Genomic DNA, 16,996 nt, shown 5'->3' with positions numbered 1-16,996 from the left:
CCGACCGTCAATAATCCTTCGAATAGCGCAGGTTTGCCGACGATCCGGCATTGGTGCCGGTCCTCGACAGCAGGCTGAGCGCCTTGGACAGGGCGATTTCCAGCTGGGTGGCGGTGAAGCCCTTGGAGTCGGTGATCACCTCCACATAGATATTGTTGGAGATATGCTGGCCGACCGCGAGGCTGGTGCCGCGCCCGGTCGCCTCGTCGCCGCCGACGATGCCGATCCGGTCGAGACCCGACGCCCCCTGCAACTTACCCATCGGGTTCAATCCGCCGCTGCCGCCGCGCAGGCCGTTGAGCGCCGCCGCCAACTGGATCGCCTGCGTGGCGGACAGGTTGGCGACATTGTCGCCGAACAGGATGCGGGCGAGGATTTCGTCCTGCGGCAGCGCCGGCGTGGAGATGAAGGTGATGTCGGGCTGCTGCGCGCTGCCCGCGACTTGGATGCCCGCCGTCACCGTGTCGATCCTGGTTTCCGCCTTGATCTGGAGCGTCGGGTTCATCATCGGTCCGTTGAAACTGATGATGCCCTGCGACAAGTCGAACTGGTGGCCGGAGAAGCTGTAGCGGCCGCGGATCACCTCGATCTTGCCGATGACGCGCGGCGCGGCGGTGGTGCCGGTGACGCGCATGTTGGTCTTCCATTCGGAATCGAGACCCATGCCGGTTACGTAGATTTCATTGTCGGCGCGCACCCGGATATCGAGCTTCCAGTCGGCGGGTTTGGCCGCGGCCTGCCGCGCGGCGAGGCGCTGGTCGAGCGCGTCGCCGCCCTCGCCCTTGCGCCGCACGCCGGTCAGCTGGCGGATTTCCGTGCCGCCCTGCCATGCCACCTTGTAGCGGGTTTCGGGTAGCGACAGGTCGCCCTTGATCAGGCCGCCATTGGCCGGGCTGTTGGTGATGGCGAGCGTGCCGCTGACCACGCTGGTGATCGCTTCGCTGCGGGCGAGGCGCGCGCGACTGAGCTTCACTGCGATGTCCATCGGGAAGCCGCTGGCCGCCGCCAGCCCGACATTGCCCGACGCCTGCACCGTGCCGTCGCCGGCGCGGCCGGAAAAGTCGCGAATTTCCAGATGATCGTTGGTGAAGCGGCCATCCAGCTTCATCTGGGTGACGCGGGTGCCGAACGTCTCATTCTCGTAAGTCAGCGCATTGGCGCGGACGACGCCGTTGAGGCGCGGGTCGCTCAGCCGTCCGCTGAAATCGGCGGCGACGGCAAGGCCGCCGGTCAGTTGCTGGTCGGCCAGCCCCGCGAAGGAGAAGAGCACGTCAGCCGGTCCGGCATAGCGGATGCCACCGCCTAGCGGGGCGTTCTGCAACTGCTCGCTCCAGCTCGCGCCCGCGCCCGGAGGCGCCAGCGTGGCGGTGAAGCGGCCGAGCGTGGCGTTGCCCTCGCGGATCAGGCCGCGCAGGTCGCCGCCTGCCGAGGACAGCTTGCCCTCGACATTCATCGACACCGGGTCGGACACGGCGGTCAGGCTGGAACGGCGGAAATCATTGATGGCAAGGCGCGTGGTCGCGGTCGGGAAGGCACTGCCTTCCTGCCGATAATCCAGCGTCCCGGTGGCGCGGCCGCCGATGCCGAGGCCCGGCGCGGCGATATTGGCGATGGCGAGGTCGAAATCCTTGAACCGCGCCTGCGCCGTGGTGACGTTGCCAAAGCGCCCGGCGAGGTCGACCTTGCCCTGCGGCAGCACGAGGCTTGCGGGTTCGAGGCGATAGCCGCCCTGTTCGACGCGGATGATGGCGGGCTGCGCCAGTTTGAAGTCGATATTGGCGGCCTTGCCCTGCAACGCCACGGCATAGAGATCGGGGCGCAGCGCCGCATTGGCCGCGATCGAGAAGGGCACGCCGCTGGAGCCGTCTGCGACCAGCTGGGCGCGGCCACGCCCGCCCTGATAATCGACCCGCGCCCGCGCCTTGCGCACGACATAAGCGCCATAGGCGGCGTTGGCGATCTGGGCGTCGGCCTTGATCTGCGGCTGGTCGGTCAGCAGCATGGAGGCGTTCACGATGGCCCGGCCGATCACGATATCGGCCTCGCCCGGCAGCTTCGCGTTGCTGGCGGTGGCGTTGACGTCGACGCCCTGCACCTTGCCCACGGCGGCCAGCTTCACCGCGCCGGTGATGCCCGACCCGTTCAGCCCCAGCTGCCCGGTGAAGGGACCGGCGGCGCTCTGCTGGATGCGGCCGTTCATGTCGATCCCGGCGAAGCGCGCCTTGGCGACGTCGATCGTCAGTGGCCCCTTGGCGGTGCGAATGAGGACATTGGCGAAGAAGGGACCATAGGGCGACCCGCCGGTCGCTTCGAGCCGGTAGCCCGCCGCCTCGCCGTTCAGCTTGGCGACTACGTCCGTCAGTTGCACGCCGACATTGGGCCGCGCGGCGCGCAGCACCGCCTGCGGCCGCTCCATCGTGCCGCGCACGGTCAGCGCCAACGGGCCATATTGTTTCGACGAAGCGGTGGCGTCGAAGGCGACCTGGCCATCCGTGTCATAGCTGCCGGAGCCGCTTAGGATCGTGAAATTGGGTGCCGCGCCCTTGAGGCTCGCGAGGGTGAACTTGCCCTCCGGCGTCATGCCGATCCGGCCGGACATGACCGCATTGCCGCCCAGGAAATCGCGGACCGACGCATTTTCCCAGCGTGCCGTGCGCACGCCGAACCGCCCGCCAAGGCCGAAGCCGCCCTTGGGTCCGGGGATCAGTTCGACATCGGTGTTGAGGTTGACGATGCCGACGCCGTCGATCTTGTAGTCGTTGACCCGGCCCTTCAACGCGCCGCGATAGAGGGCGTTGTCGATGTCGGCGAGGACGATGGCGGTGGCATCGATCTTGTTGCTGTCGATCTTCAGATTGTCGCTGATCAGCTTGCCCGCGGCATAGGCGAAGTCGCCCTTCACGCGGAGATTCTGGAGCAGGCCGCCGGCCGCCGCATTGAGGCCGGTCACGCGGGTCGCGGTAGCGTTCACCGGAATGCGGATACGGTCGGCGTCGATGACGGCCCGGCCGCTGGCCTTCAGATTCTCGATGCCGGTCGCGTCGAAGGCGATGCTCTTGGCCGTGATGTCATAGTCAATAAAGGGCGTCGCCATCGGCCCGTCGAGGATGACGGAGGCGCGCACGTCATTGCCCTTCACCTTCTCCATGATCGCGCCGGGGGTCAGCAGAGCGGCGTTGATACGCAGCGCGCTGAACTGGCTCTTGCCCAGATCGATCAGGCCCTGTGCGTCGGCGGTCATGGCGGGCGAGCGCAGCGTGCCTTTCAGGTTCACACGTCGTTCGTTGAGACCGGCGAACAGGTCGACGTCCAGTTGCGGCGCGGTCAGTCGATCGACGGTGCCGGCAAAGACCAGCCCCGGCCGCAACGGACCCTTGGCCGTGAAATTGCCGTCGCGCGCGGCGAGCATGATGTTCGCTAGCTCGCCCTTGGGCGATGTCGCGACGATCCGGCCGTCCCAGGCCTGCCATGTGCCCTTGCCGTCGAGCGTCGCGGTCATGCCGTCGGTCAGGCCCGACATGGCGGCGATGACGCCGCCCTTGGGCGCGGTCAGCGTGCCGCTCATGGAAAGGCGGTTCTGTTCGGGCACCGCGTCCAGCTTCGCCTGCAAGCGGTCGCCGCTGTCGACCACGGCGTCGGCGGACAGGATTGCGCGGCCGTCCGAAATATGGGTGACGCCATCGATCGCGATCTCGCGCTTCTGGCCGATCACCGGCTTTGCGAGCACGAACTTGCCGATCTTCATCCGGTCGACGTCGATGTCGAGGTCGGGCAGGATCGGCGCGTTGGGATCGCTTGCCACCACGTTGAACTGCGGGCTGCGCGCCAGCACGACCAGCGGCGTTTCCAGCAGGCTGACCGAGATATGGTTGTTGATGTAGCGGAAGGGCCGCCACACCACATGCACCCTGGGGCTGACCGCGAACACGCCCTTGGGGTCGCGCAGGAGCAGGTCGTGGATCGTCATGTCGCTGTATATCGACCCGTCGATCCGCCCGACCTCGATCTTCATCCCCGACTCCATCTGGAGCGCGGCGATCTGCCGGATCAGGAATTTCTTGCCCGGCTGGGTGTTGAGGCCAAGCAGCAGGCCCGCCACCAGCACGACCAGCGCGACGACAAGCCCGACGGCGCCGATCGCGATCTTCTGCCACAGCGGGCGCTTCTCGCGGATGACCACGGTTTCAGTGGCGGGCGGAGGGGTGTCGTCCTGCGCCATCAGAAGGCCTGCCCGATGCCGATATAGAGCGCGAATTTGGACTCACCCGGCTGCCGATTGATCGGCATGGCGATGTCCGCGCGGAAGGGACCGAAATTGGTGTAGAAGCGGCCGCCCAGGCCGACGCCATAGCGCATGTCGGAAAATTTGGGCATCTGGCTTTCATAGACCTGACCTGCATCGACAAAGGCGACGACGCCGTAATTGCCGAAGCGATAGCGGCCCTCGACCGCGAATTCATTGACCGACCGACCGCCGATCGGATCGTTGTTCACGTCCTTCGGCCCCAGTTCCTGATAGCCGAAGCCGCGCACCGATCCGCCACCACCGGCATAGATGCGCCGCGACGGCGCGACATCGTCGCGGTCCACGCCGTTGATCGTGCCGAGCCGCGTGCGCGCCGCGATCACCAAGCTGTCGGACACCGGATAATAGCCGCTGAGATCGAAGGTGCTGCGCACATAGGGCGAGAAATTGCCCTGCAACGATCCTTCGGGCGACACGCGCAGATTGGCGCGGAAGCCCTTGGTCGGGTTCAGCAGGTCGTTGGACCGATCATAGCCCACCTGCACCGGCAGCGCGCCGATGAAATAGGTCCGCCGCGTCTTGTCCGCCGTCAGCAGGTTGGTCACGACCTGTTCGTTGGTCAGCAGGATTTCCGCGCCATAGCTGTAGGTCCAGCGCTTTTGGAAGATCGGGGTCGACTGGCGCGACCAGCCGATGTTGAGGCCCGCAGTATAGGCTTCATAGGCGTCGTAATTCTGGTGATTGAGCGTGATGCCGGTCTGGAAGGTCTTGTCGCGCTTGCCTGCATTGGAACGGCGGAAGGTCGCCGATGCGCCCTGTTCCTGCGTGCCCGCGACCGCGCCCAGGATCAGCGCGCCTTCGGGCGGGAACATGTTGCGATGGGTCCATGTCCCTTCCGCGCGGAAACCCTGGCCCGTGCCATAGCCGGCCTCGCCCGCGATCGTGCGCGGTGGTCCGGCCTCCTGCTCGACCATCAGGTCGACATATTCGGTAACGTCCGGTGCGGACTCATTGGTGCGGACCGGATCGACCGCGACGCTGGAAAAGAGGCCGGTGGCGACCAGTGCCTTGCGCAGGTCGTCGACCTTGCGGCTGTCGTAGATCTGGCCGGGCTTGTAGCGACGGATGACCTCCATATGGTCAGCGCCGAAGGCCTGTTTCTCGCCGCTGGTGGTAATCTTGCGGAAGGTGCCGCGCGGGCCGACCTCGACCGGCAGCGTGTAGGCGCCCGTCACCGTCGCGGGATCGAGCAATATGTCGCGATCGCCCACCTTGGCGAAGGGATAGCCGTTTTCGGGCAGCTTCAGCGCGACATTGGCCTCCGCCCCCTCGATATTGGTGGCGATGATATAGTCCCCGGTCCTGAGCGGCAGGCGGTCGCGCACCAGCGACGGCGGCACGGTTGGTCCGGCGTTAACCACGATCTCGCCGATCTTATAGCGCTTGCCCGGCGTCACCGAGACGACGGCCTTCAGCGTGCCGTCGCCTGCCTGATCCAGACTGGCGAGGGCGGTGCCGTCATAATAGCCCTGCGAATAGAGGAGGCGGGTGGCGAGCTTCTCATCCTCCTGCGCGCGCGCCTGCACCATGGCGGCGGTTTCCGCCTTGCCGTCGCCGTCGATCAGGGCGGAGGCGTCGCGGAATTCATCCTCAAGGCCGGTCTTGCCGAAGCCTTCGATGCTGGTCGCATAGCGCACGTCGGGCAGCTTGGCGTTGGGATCCTGATTGGCGGCCGCGACATTGGCCGGCACGGTGACGCTGTCCAGCGGCGGCAGCGGCTGGGCGAGTTCCCGTTCTTCGGCCGGGTCGGTCGCGGGCGGCAATTCGGCGGGCGCGCTCGATGGCGCCGGCATCTGCTGGTCGATCCAGTTGTTGATCGAGGGCAGGGGCGCGTTGGGATCGCTTTCGATCTTGGGCAGGCGCGCCTCGAACTGGTCGTCAGGCAGGATCGGCTCTTCGGGTTCGGCTTGGGGTGCAGGCGGGGGCGTGGTCGACTGCGCCATCAGCGGCAGGGGAGAGGCCGTCATCAGCGCCACGGCCAATATGCGCCGGACATGAATGGCCTGCCGTCTGCTCATGAAAATCGCGTCGCCCCTTTTGCGCCGTGCATTCCACAAGCCCGGCAAAGAGGCAATACGCCCAACGGGTTGCGACGGTTCCGCCTGCGACATGATTTGGCGTGCTTCCCTCATGACTCCCGGGCCGCTACAGCAATTCCATGACATTTGCGCTCAATATTTCGCGATCGATCTCGGGCCAGCCCTGGCGCTGGCGGGGCGGGGCCGCTGACGGGCGCGACCCGACCTATCTGCCCGACGATCTGGTGACGCAGCTTCTGCTCGCGCGCGGCTGTCCGCGTGACGCGCTGGAGGCGCATCGCAATCCCACCATCCGCCAGTTCATGCCCGATCCCAGCCTGTTCCGCGATATGGACGCGGCGGCCGAGCGGCTGGCCAACGCCGTCCAGCGCGGCGAGGATGTGCGCATCTTCGGCGATTATGACGTCGATGGGGCGACCAGCGCGGCGCTGCTGATCCGGCTGCTGCGCGATCTTGGGCTGAACGCGAAACCCTATATCCCCGATCGGCTGATGGAGGGCTATGGCCCGTCGGGCGAGGCGCTGGTGCGCTTGGCGGGCGAGGGGGCGACCCTGATCGTCACCGTTGATTGCGGCGCGCAGGCGTTCGAGGCGCTGTCGATGGCCAAGGCAACCGGCGTCGATGTGGTCGTGGTCGACCATCATAAATGCGCGACGCAGCTTCCCGAAGCGTTCGCGCTGGTGAACCCCAACCGGCTGGACGAGCATCCTGATGCTGCGGTTCATGGGCATCTGGCGGCGGTCGGTGTCGCCTTCCTGCTGGGCGCACGGCTACTGAAGGCGTTGGACGCCAGAGGCTGGTTCGCCAGCCGTGGCAAGCCCAACATATTGGACCTGCTCGATATCGTCGCGCTCGGCACAGTGGCGGACGTGGCGCAGCTCAAGGGGCTGAATCGCGCTTTCGTGGCACAGGGACTGAAGGTCATGGCTAAGCGGCGCAATATCGGCCTGTCCGCGCTGATCGACGCCAGCCGCCTGACGCGCGCGCCGCTTTGTCATGATCTGGGCTTCGCGCTGGGGCCGCGCATCAATGCCGGCGGACGTGTGGGTCAGGCGGACCTAGGCGTGCGGCTGCTGACGACGGAAGACCCCGCCGAAGCCGCGCGCATCGCCGCGCAGCTCGATCAGTATAATGAGGAACGCCGCGCGATCGAATCGACGGTGCAGGAGCAGGCCGAAGCGTTGCTGGCGGCGCAGGGCAATCGCGCCGTCGCGGTCATCGCGGGCGAAGGCTGGCATCCCGGCGTCATCGGCATCGTCGCCGGACGGATCAAGGAAAAGGCGGGCCGCCCCGCCATTGTCATCGCCATCGACGAGGCGGGCGTGGGCAAGGGGTCGGGCCGCTCCATCTCCGGCGTGGATCTGGGCGCGGCGGTGCTGGCGGCCAAGGATAGCGGCCTGCTGGTCGCGGGCGGCGGCCATGCCATGGCGGCGGGGCTGACGGTTGCGGCCGACCGGATCGATGCGCTTGCCGATTATCTGGACGAGAGATTGTCGGCTTCGGTGTCGAAGGCGCGCGATGACCGGGCGCTGCTGATCGATGCGGTGCTCGCGCCCGCCGGGGTGAATTCCGACTTCATCGCCGCGATCGAGCAAGGTGGCCCCTATGGGGCCGGCTGGCCCGCCCCGCTGATCGCCGCCGGGCCGATGCGCGTCATCAAGGCGGATGTGGTCGGCAACGGCCATCTGCGCGCGATCATGGCGGGCGACGATGGCCGGTCGATCAAGACCATCGCGTTCCGTCAGGCCGAAACCGATCTGGGCCAGGCGATCCTCGGCGCGCCGCGCGACCGGAAACTGTGGGTCGCGGGCAAGGCGAAGATCGACGATTGGGGCAGCCGCCCCGCCGCCGAACTGCATCTGGAGGACGCCGCGTGGGCGGATTGATCGCGTAAGAGCCTGATTTACCTGCAATCTGACGGGATCAAACGGCAAGAAATCGCATCATTGCAATTTTCTTGGCATTAGGGGGTTGACCCTTTCGCCGTCCCCGCCTAATTGCGCCCTCGCTTCGAAGCGCTGCCACGGCGGCGACAACGAACGGCCCCTTCGTCTAGCGGTTAGGACGCGGCCCTTTCACGGCTGAAACACGGGTTCGATTCCCGTAGGGGTCACCACTCTCGCCAAAAATGGCGGAGTTGTGCTAGAATTGCTTCAGCCGGCTGGGCGCAGGAGCCTACGAAAGCCAAGGTTAGCTCGCGGAAAATTTCAGTGTATCCGTAGTTTCTTACGGCCATATCCCTGAAATTTGTCGAGTTGCGCAAATCCCGCGATATCGAATGGCTGTTCGGCGAACTCATCACGAACTGTCGAGGAAGCGGAAACGCGTGCGACCCTAGTGAGTAAACGATGACGTGCAGCCCTGGCACAATCGGGAACTGCGCGCGGCAATCCAAGAAAACCAGAGCGCGGTGATCGCCCGCATCCATGACGAGGCGGCCGGCGCGCGCGGACCCATGTTGGCTTATCTGGTGCTCGAAGACCTCAAGCTGCTCGAGACGCTCGATTATCACCAACGGCCTGGAGCGGCGCGCGATTCCCTGCTGACCGACATTCCCTTGCTGGCCACGACGCCTCTCAACTGACAGCACCCAGTCAAACTTCCCCAGCCAAGGCGCCTGATGGTGTCAAGGGTGTTCTCACCCGCCAGCAATGGCGCGGCGTGATCGTTCTCCAAGGTGACGGATGCGAAGATCATGACCTCCTTCGCGATCATTGCCAAGCGATCGCCCGTCGCAAAATTTGCGCCGCGCACGATCAGCTTCATCGCCTTATCCGACGCAGAAAACCCGGCCTGCAAATCAAGGCATCAGCACGTATCGACAACATGGATGCCGCCATTGCATTGGTGATGTTGGCGGAGCCGCCCCTGGCATCGGTCAGATACCGGTCATTGTGCTTCTTTCACCCCTGATGCCTCCCGCCACCGGCATCGCACAAGAAAAAGGGCGGCAACCCGAAGGTGCCGCCCTGTTCTCCGGCTGGAGCCGGATCGGGTCGCCCTGTCTTGCGACAGGGCAAGTACGATTACTTCAGCTCGACGGTCGCGCCGGCTTCTTCCAGCTGCTTCTTGATCTTTTCGGCTTCGTCCTTGTTCACGCCTTCCTTGACGGCCTTGGGAGCGCCCTCGACCAGAGCCTTGGCTTCGGTCAGGCCCAGGCCGGTGATGGCGCGGACTTCCTTGATGACGTTGATCTTCTTGCCACCGTCGCCGGTCAGGATGACGTCGAATTCGGTCTGCTCTTCAGCAGCCGGAGCGGCAGCGGCAGCAGCCGGGCCGGCAACGGCGACGGCAGCGGCGGCCGAAACGCCCCACTTTTCTTCCAGAGCCTTCGACAGCTCAGCGGCTTCGAGGACGGTGAGGGCCGAGAGCTGGTCGACCAGAGCGTTGATGTCTGCCATGATATATTTCCTTTTTTGGGGCGATATGCCCCGTCAGATGAGGGTCAAAAAATCGGAAGAGGGGCGGCTCAGGCCGCTTCCTTCTCCGCATAGGCGTTGAAGACGCGCGCAAGCTGCGCAGCCGGTGCCTGGGTGACGGTTGCGAGCTTGGTAGCCGGGGCGACCAGAAGGCCGACCAGCTTCGCACGCAGTTCATCCAGCGACGGCATCGACGCCAGGGCCTTGACGCCCTCCGCATCGAGCAGCACTTCGCCCATCGCGCCGCCAACGATCTCAAGCTTGTCGTTGGTCTTCGCGAATTCGATCGCAACCTTGGCGGCGGCGACCGGGTCGGCCGAGGTGGCGAGGCCGACGGGGCCGGTCAGCAGGTCGCTGATCGGGCCGTAGGCGGTGCCATCAAGGGCGATACGGGCGAGGCGGTTCTTCGTAACCTTGTAGGACGCACCGGCTTCGCGCATCTTCTGGCGCAGGACGGTCGACTGGGCGACGGTCATGCCGAGGTTGCGGGTCACGACGACCACGCCAACTTCTGCCAGCTCTGCGTTCAGCGCGGAAACGACCTCAGCTTTCTGATTACGATCCATGCCATTACTCCACTTCATGTTCGCTTGGCTTGCGCTGCCGCGAACGACTAAACCCACGCCATGCGGCATGGGGCACTTAGGTCCGAAGGGGAGAGATCGACTGGCCCGCATCCATCAGGAACAGGCAGACCCGAATCAGGCGTGAAGCCCGTTCGGCAAAGAACTTTTCCCCGTCTAGGCTGGAAATTAAGAAGGGCAAATTCCCTTCACCAACTGTCTCGGACGGAAGGCCAATGGCATGAGCCACGGGCCTGCTGGGGGTGCACCTACAGATTTTGGGCCCTGCTGTCACGCGGAATCTGGCGTGGTGGGACGGGGCCATTATGCCGCGATATCATGTGCACGACGTGGTCAGGACTCGTCCAGTGCAGCGTTGCTGTGTTCACCCACGATACGGCTGACTGATATGCTGTCGAGAACGGTCTTCGACGATGGGGAGCCAGGTTTCAGGAAGATCAGGAATTTCTCCCCGACCTCGCCCCCCAGCGCATCGCCATTTCCCGGCCATTCGCAACTGTCTCTCGTGACAGGCTTGAGCTGGAAACTCTGAAGCTTTCCTTTTCCCTTCAGCCAGCGAACAGGGCGCAATCGCACCTTTGGTTTCAACAGGGAACCGCCAAATTCTACGGCCTCCGCCAGCATGACGCGATCCGCTGATGACCAGTTCTTCGCATCTCTTTGCAGTTGAAACTGGCGGATTTCCTCCTGCTCCTGGCGCACGCGCTCGGTTTCGAACAGTTTCAGGCGTTTGGCATAGCCATCGTCACTCTCTCCCTCCAGGCGGGAGAGAGTAGGTGGCGATGGGGGAAGGCACGCGATCGCGCTGCTCGTCGACGCTGCCACAAGGCCGACCGTGATCAGCGAGACGATGCGTGCCTTCAACAGGGTTAGACCCGATCCGCCTGCACCACCGTGTCGAGTGCGCGCAGCGCTGAGAGAATGCGGTTCAGATGCTGCGCATCGGCTACTTCCAGGTCGATGATATCGGTGTGGAACGGGCCTTCGCGGTTGACCAGCTGAAGGTTCAGAATGTTCGCCTTGGTCGCGCCGAAGACATTGGCGACTGCGGCGAGCGCGCCCGGCTGGTTCTTGACGATCACCTGAAGGCGCGCGGTGCCGCCCTTCGACTTGCTGTCCCAGGCAAGGTCGACCCAGTCGTCATCCTGCTCCACTTCCAGCGAGCGGCAGTCGATCGTATGCACCTCGATCGGCTCGCCCGTGCGGCGCACGCCGACGATGCGGTCGCCCGGCACCGGATGGCAGCAGTCGCTGAGATTATAGGCGATGCCCGGCGTCAGGCCGCGGATCGAGACGGGTTCATGCTGGCGCGGATGGGCCTCCTCCATTCCCTCCGCGGTGGTGGAGCCGGGAACCAGCGCCTCCATCACTTCGGCATCGAGCACGCGATGGGTGGCGATGGCGACCATCAGCGAGGCCCGGTCCTCCAGCTTCAGCCGCTTGAGCGCAGCGGTCAGCGCCTTGTCGCCCAGTTCCTTGGCCAGATCGGGCGAGAAGCGGCCGACAATTTCCTCATAGAGCTTCTCGCCGAGCGCGACTTCCTCGCCCCGCTGCTTCTGGCGGATGAAGCGGCGGATGGCGGCGCGGGCCTTGCCGGTAATGGCGAAGGTCAGCCAGCCGGGCTGCGGCTCCTGCCCCACCGACTTCAATATCTCGACCTGGTCGCCATTTTCGAGACTGGTGCGCAGCGGCACGACGCGGCCATTGACCTTGGCCCCGACCGTCTGGTTGCCGAGCGATGTGTGGACCGCATAGGCGAAATCGACCGGCGTCGACCCCTTGGGCAGCTGGTGCAGTTCGCCCTTGGGGGTGAAGGCGAAGATGCGATCCTGATACATCGCCATGCGGGTATGTTCGAGCAGCTCGTCGGCATCCTGGCTCTGCTCTAGGATTTCGACCAGGTCGCGCAGCCAGGCGGCGTGATGGTCGGTGGCGTCGCCCTTCTGCTTATAGGCCCAATGCGCCGCCAGCCCCAGTTCCGCGTCATTATGCATGTCGCGGCTGCGAATCTGCACCTCGATCCGGGCATTGTCCTGATGGATGACGGTCGTGTGCAGCGACTGATAGCCGTTGCGCTTAGGCGTGGAGATATAATCCTTGAAGCGGCCGGGGACCATCTTGAAGGTCTGGTGGATGATCCCGAGCGCGCGGTAGCAGTCCTCCACCGTGTCGGTGATGACGCGGAAGGCCATGACGTCGGTCAGCTGCTCGAAGCTGATGTGCCGTTCCTGCATCTTCTTCCAGATGGAATAGGGATGTTTCTCGCGGCCCGAGACGCTGACCGACATGCCCTGGCCGGCGAGCAGCAATTGCAGTTCGGCGCCGATCCGGTCGACCTTGTCATGGCCGCCTTCCTTCAGCTGCTCCAGCCGTTTGGTGATGCTGTCATAGGCTTCCGGCTCGATTTCGCGGAACGATAGGAGCTGCATTTCGCGCATGAAGTCGTACATGCCGATCCGCTCTGCGAGCGGGGCATAGATGTCCATCGTCTCCTTGGCGATGCGGCGGCGCTTGTCCGGATTCTTAATGAAATGGAGCGTGCGCATATTGTGCAGCCGGTCGGCGAGCTTGACCAGCAGCACGCGGATGTCATCCGACATGGCGAGCAGGAATTTGCGGAGATTTTCCGCCGCCCGCTCATTTTCGGACATCGCCTCGATCTTGCTGAGCTTGGTGACTCCGTCGACCATGCGCGCGACATCCTTGCCGAAGGCGCTCTCAATCTCCTCATAGGTGACGAGCGTGTCCTCGATCGTGTCATGCAGCAAAGCGGTCACGATGGTCTGGTCGTCCAGGTTGAAGTCGGTCAAAATACCCGCGACTTCAATGGGATGACTGAAATAGGGGTCGCCGCTGGCGCGCTTCTGGCTGCCATGTTTCTGGACCGAGAAGACATAGGCGCGATTGATCATCGCCTCGTCCGCCTGCGGATCATAGCGTTTTACACGTTCGACAAGTTCATATTGGCGTAGCATCGTTGCCCGATTGTGTTGGAACCCCCTTGCCGTGCAACAAAAAAATCCCATGTTGCAGCAATTAGTCTGCGATTTTGCAACGACTGCTGCTTTGCGCTATGCGTGACGACCATGAAACATAATCTGGCCCAGGATCTGGAACAATGTGCGCTTCCCAGCGCGCTGGAGATGATGGGTGAGCGATGGTCCTTCCTGATCCTGCGGGGCGCCCTGTCGGGCATCCGTCATTTCGAGGAATTCCAGTCGACCCTGGGCATTGCCCGCAACATCCTCGCCAACCGGCTCGCCCGGCTGGTCGAAAACGGGATTCTGGTGCGGGAGCCGATGCAGTGCGATCGGCGGAAGGTCGAATATCGCCTGACGGAAAAGGGGCAGGGTCTGGCTCCGGCGATGATTGCACTGCGCCAGTGGGGCGAGCGCTGGGGCTGCGGCACACCGGCCTGTCAGGTTCTGGCCGACAAGCGCGATGGCCAGCCGATCCGCCAGATCGGCATCCAGGCGCATGACGGCCGGGCGCTGGATCTGGGCGATCTGGTCTGGCTGTGCACCGATGAAGTGACACCGATGGCGGAAGAGCCGGCGGTGGCGGCCTGACCCGGCTTCACCCCGGTGAAGAAAGTCTCTAGGCTGGGGTCAATGTCTGCTCCACGCATCCAGCCTCAGCCTTTTTTCGCTGACAAGAACCGTGCTTTCTGGAACCTGCAATCGCTCGGGTGGGCGGGCGCCTTCCTGCTGCGCGGTTCGTCCACCATCGCCAACGGGCAGTCCCTGTCCAGCCTGATCCCGGTGCTCATCTCGACCGTTACCGGATATTCGGTGACGTTGCTGATCGCAGTGGTATTCCGCTTCCTCCAGAAACAAAGGCCGATCGTCACCTGGGGCGTATCGATCCTGACGGTGGTGCTGGCCGCGGCGCTGGTCGCCTTCATCGACAGCTGGGTCTTCTCGACCCAGAACAGGGGTAGCGAGACGGCGGGGTTGCAGCTGTTCCTGGGCGCCTTCTACCTGTCGATGACGCTGATCGGCGCATGGTCGGCGCTCTATTATGCCATCAATTTCTACCTCACGGTCGAGGAGCAGGCGGATCAGCTGTTGCGGCTGGAAAATCAGGCGTCCAGCGCGCAACTGGCGATGCTGCGCTACCAGCTCAATCCGCATTTCCTGTTCAACACGCTCAACAGCATATCGACTCTGGTGCTGCTCAAGCAGACCGACCGGGCCAATGCCATGCTTTCGCGGCTGTCCTCCTTCCTGCGCTACACGCTGATCAACGAGCCGACCGCGCAGGTGACGATCGAGCAGGAGGTGGAGACGCTGAAACTCTATCTGGAGATCGAGAAGATGCGGTTCGAGGACCGGTTGCGGCCCAGCTTTACCGTCGACCCCATGGTCGCCCATGCGCGCCTGCCTTCGCTGCTGCTCCAGCCGCTGGTCGAGAATGCGATCAAATATGCGGTCACGCCCAAGGAAGAAGGGGCGGAGATTTCGGTCGTGGCGCAGCCTGCCGGTGAAAATGTCCGGATCGTCGTATCGGACAGCGGGCCGGGATTGAACGATGGTGCGATGAAACCGCACATTCCGATGAGCGAGGGAACGGGCGTCGGCCTGCCGAACATCCGGGACCGGTTAATTCAGGCCTTCGGGGAACGACAGAGCTTCGAAACGCGTTCCACGCCAGGCGGATTTTCGGTCATCATCGAAATTCCGCTTAACATGGATGAAACATCGAAAGTGGCCGCATGACCATCAGAACAATCCTCGTCGACGACGAAAGCCTGGCTATTCAAGGCCTTCAGCTGCGTCTGCAAGCGCATGAGGATGTCGAAATTATCGAAACCTGCACCAATGGCCGCGAAGCCATACGTGCCATCAAGACGCATAAACCCGACCTTGTGTTCCTCGACATTCAAATGCCTGGTTTCGATGGCTTTTCCGTCGTCCAGGGAATGATGGAGGTCGAGCCGCCGCTGTTCATCTTCGTTACCGCCTATAGTGACCATGCCATCCGCGCATTCGAGGCGCAGGCCGTCGATTATCTCATGAAGCCGGTCGAGGAAGGCCGCCTCGCCGACGCCCTGGACCGTGTGCGTCAGCGCCTGAGCGAAAAGCGGCAGGTGCAGGAAGCCGAGAAGCTGCGCGAAGTGCTGGCCGAAGTCGCGCCGCAGGCGATGAGCGATTTCGTGGCGGATGACGATGCGCCGGCCTCCAACCGCTTCGAAAAGCTCATCAACATCAAGGATCGCGGGCAGATTTTCCGCGTCGACGTGGATTCGATCGAGCGGATCGACGCGGCCGGCGACTATATGTGCATCTACACCGCCGACAATAGCCTGATCCTGCGCGAGACGATGAAGGATCTGGAAAAGCGGCTCGACCCGCGCAATTTCCAGCGCGTCCATCGCTCGACCATCGTCAACCTGAGCCAAGTGCGGCAGGTGAAGCCCCACACCAACGGCGAATGTTTCCTGGTGCTGGAATCGGGGGCGCAGGTGAAGGTCAGCCGCTCCTATCGCGATGTGGTGGCGCGCTTCGTCCACTGATGCGGCCATTGGGGGAGGGGCGGCGATGCTGCAATTTTTCGGCCATCCCTTCTCCTCCTACTGCCAGAAGGCGCTGATCGCGCTCTACGAAAATGATATTCCCTTCGCCTTTCGGATGATCGTACCCGATCAGCCGGACAATGGGACGCTACTGGCGCAACTCTGGCCGATCGGGAAATTCCCGGTGCTGGAGGATGATAGGTGGGCCGTGTTCGAGGCCAGCATCATCGTCGAGCATCTCCAGATCCAGCATCCGGGGCCGGTCCGGCTGATCCCGGACGATCCCGTCATGGCGCTGGAGGTGCGGCTGCTCGACCGTTTCTTCGACAATCATGTCGCAACGCCGCAGCAGAAGCTGGTGTTCGATGCACTGCGGCCGGAGGGGCAGAAGGATCCGGCGGGCGTCGCCGATGCGCGGGCGGCGCTGGACAAGGCCTATGCCTGGCTCGACGCGCACATGGCGGGGCGGACATGGGTGGCCGGCGACGCCTTCAGCCTGGCCGATTGCGCCGCCGCGCCGCACCTCTTCTACGCGCACTGGTCGCACCCGGTGCCGCCAGGATTGCGCCATGTCCACGCCTACCGCCAGCGGCTGCTGGAGCGGCCATCCTTCGCCCGCGCGGTGAAAGAGGCGCGAGCGTGGCGGCCATATTTTCCGCTGGACGGCACGCCCGAGGAATGAACGGTTCCGATCTGGATGTCTGCTCAGGGAGCAAGTGTCCACAATACCCGCCGTATAATAAGATAAATGGCGCGGGCGAGAATGCCAACCGCAGCCACTACGATCATGACCTCTATTGCCGTGAATGGCGCTGCCTCATTCATACTTCTTACCCCCATAAAATATTCTGGAGAGTCGGCATCAGGGCAATGTCCGTCCACGCAATCGATGTAACTGCGGGTTCCTCGATAATAGGCCCACGCACCAAAAAGCACGCAAATCCCAGCTAGCGCCGACCAATATCCAAACCGTCTTTTATGTGATCGTCGTTCCATATCTTGGCATTACTTGATGGATGCCGCTCACACAAATTGGAAGGAGATGGCGGTTTTGTGGAAATAGCCCATCCTCATGAAACGGCCATAAATGGTCGCTTCCTACCGCACCATTTGCGCGATGCCACAAGCCAGAC

At 63.7% G+C, this 16,996-nt stretch carries 14 protein-coding genes and 1 tRNA gene; 8 read left to right on the top strand and 7 right to left on the bottom strand.

What is annotated here, in order from left to right; translation table 11 throughout:
- Positions 1–7: 7 nt before the first annotated feature.
- Both DM806_RS16905 and DM806_RS16900 read right to left on the bottom strand, forming a co-directional pair.
- Positions 8–4,219: a translocation/assembly module TamB domain-containing protein gene (locus DM806_RS16905; RefSeq protein WP_179044351.1), complete on the bottom strand. Its 4,212-nt coding sequence runs from the start codon at positions 4,217–4,219 to the stop codon at positions 8–10.
- Entirely contained in the window at positions 4,219–6,324 is a 2,106-nt protein-coding gene (locus DM806_RS16900; RefSeq protein WP_179044350.1) for an autotransporter assembly complex protein TamA, read from the bottom strand. Before DM806_RS16900 ends, DM806_RS16905 begins: the two co-directional genes overlap by 1 nt.
- A gap of 140 nt (positions 6,325–6,464) precedes the next feature.
- Between DM806_RS16900 and recJ the strand changes: the two genes are divergently transcribed.
- From recJ to DM806_RS16880, 4 genes are all read left to right on the top strand, one after another.
- Complete coding sequence (recJ, locus tag DM806_RS16895; protein WP_179044349.1) at positions 6,465–8,231, top strand: single-stranded-DNA-specific exonuclease RecJ; 1,767 nt, start codon at positions 6,465–6,467, stop codon at positions 8,229–8,231.
- A 155-nt stretch (positions 8,232–8,386) separates the two neighbouring features.
- Positions 8,387–8,461, top strand: a tRNA-Glu gene (locus DM806_RS16890).
- 237 nt (positions 8,462–8,698) lie between these two features.
- Positions 8,699–8,929: a hypothetical protein gene (locus DM806_RS16885; RefSeq protein WP_179044348.1), complete on the top strand. Its 231-nt coding sequence runs from the start codon at positions 8,699–8,701 to the stop codon at positions 8,927–8,929.
- Positions 8,930–9,040: 111 nt separating this feature from the next.
- The gene (locus tag DM806_RS16880; protein WP_179044347.1) at positions 9,041–9,196 is read left to right on the top strand and encodes a hypothetical protein; all 156 of its coding nucleotides are present in this window, start codon (positions 9,041–9,043) and stop codon (positions 9,194–9,196) included.
- 175 nt (positions 9,197–9,371) lie between these two features.
- Here the strand turns inward: DM806_RS16880 and rplL are convergent, their stop codons facing one another.
- The 4 genes from rplL to DM806_RS16860 form a co-directional block, all read right to left on the bottom strand.
- On the bottom strand, positions 9,372–9,746 hold the full coding sequence (gene rplL, locus DM806_RS16875) for a 50S ribosomal protein L7/L12 (RefSeq protein WP_179044346.1): 375 nt from the start codon (positions 9,744–9,746) through the stop codon (positions 9,372–9,374).
- Between the two features lie 68 nt (positions 9,747–9,814).
- Positions 9,815–10,330, bottom strand: coding sequence for a 50S ribosomal protein L10 (rplJ, locus tag DM806_RS16870; RefSeq protein ID WP_179044345.1), 516 nt, complete (start codon positions 10,328–10,330; stop codon positions 9,815–9,817).
- A 351-nt stretch (positions 10,331–10,681) separates the two neighbouring features.
- Positions 10,682–11,212 carry a hypothetical protein gene (locus DM806_RS16865; RefSeq protein WP_179044344.1) on the bottom strand — a complete coding sequence of 177 codons (531 nt, stop codon included), beginning with the start codon at positions 11,210–11,212 and terminating at the stop codon, positions 10,682–10,684.
- A gap of 5 nt (positions 11,213–11,217) precedes the next feature.
- Complete coding sequence (locus tag DM806_RS16860; RefSeq protein ID WP_179044343.1) at positions 11,218–13,323, bottom strand: RelA/SpoT family protein; 2,106 nt, start codon at positions 13,321–13,323, stop codon at positions 11,218–11,220.
- 111 nt (positions 13,324–13,434) lie between these two features.
- Between DM806_RS16860 and DM806_RS16855 the strand changes: the two genes are divergently transcribed.
- Genes DM806_RS16855 through DM806_RS16840 form a run of 4 tightly spaced genes read left to right on the top strand, consistent with a single transcriptional unit; the run spans position 13,435 to position 16,545 of the window.
- Entirely contained in the window at positions 13,435–13,917 is a 483-nt protein-coding gene (locus tag DM806_RS16855; RefSeq protein WP_179044342.1) for a winged helix-turn-helix transcriptional regulator, read from the top strand.
- Between the two features lie 42 nt (positions 13,918–13,959).
- On the top strand, positions 13,960–15,066 hold the full coding sequence (locus tag DM806_RS16850; protein ID WP_179044341.1) for a sensor histidine kinase: 1,107 nt from the start codon (positions 13,960–13,962) through the stop codon (positions 15,064–15,066).
- Entirely contained in the window at positions 15,063–15,863 is an 801-nt protein-coding gene (locus DM806_RS16845; RefSeq protein ID WP_179044340.1) for a LytR/AlgR family response regulator transcription factor, read from the top strand. The genes DM806_RS16850 and DM806_RS16845 overlap by 4 nt, the downstream gene beginning before the upstream one ends.
- Positions 15,864–15,888: 25 nt before the next feature.
- A complete protein-coding gene (locus DM806_RS16840; RefSeq protein WP_179044339.1) occupies positions 15,889–16,545 on the top strand; it encodes a glutathione S-transferase family protein in 657 nt (218 codons plus the stop codon).
- A gap of 23 nt (positions 16,546–16,568) precedes the next feature.
- On the opposite strand, the gene DM806_RS27830 is transcribed toward DM806_RS16840, so the two are convergent.
- On the bottom strand, positions 16,569–16,688 hold the full coding sequence (locus tag DM806_RS27830) for a prepilin-type N-terminal cleavage/methylation domain-containing protein (RefSeq protein WP_179044338.1): 120 nt from the start codon (positions 16,686–16,688) through the stop codon (positions 16,569–16,571).
- Positions 16,689–16,996: the final 308 nt, after the last annotated feature.

This window comes from Sphingobium lactosutens (assembly GCF_013393185.1).
Taxonomy (GTDB): Bacteria; Pseudomonadota; Alphaproteobacteria; order Sphingomonadales; family Sphingomonadaceae; genus Sphingobium; species Sphingobium lactosutens_A.
The sequence above is the reverse complement of the archived record's forward strand: the minus strand, read 5'-3'. Positions and strand labels throughout refer to the sequence as shown.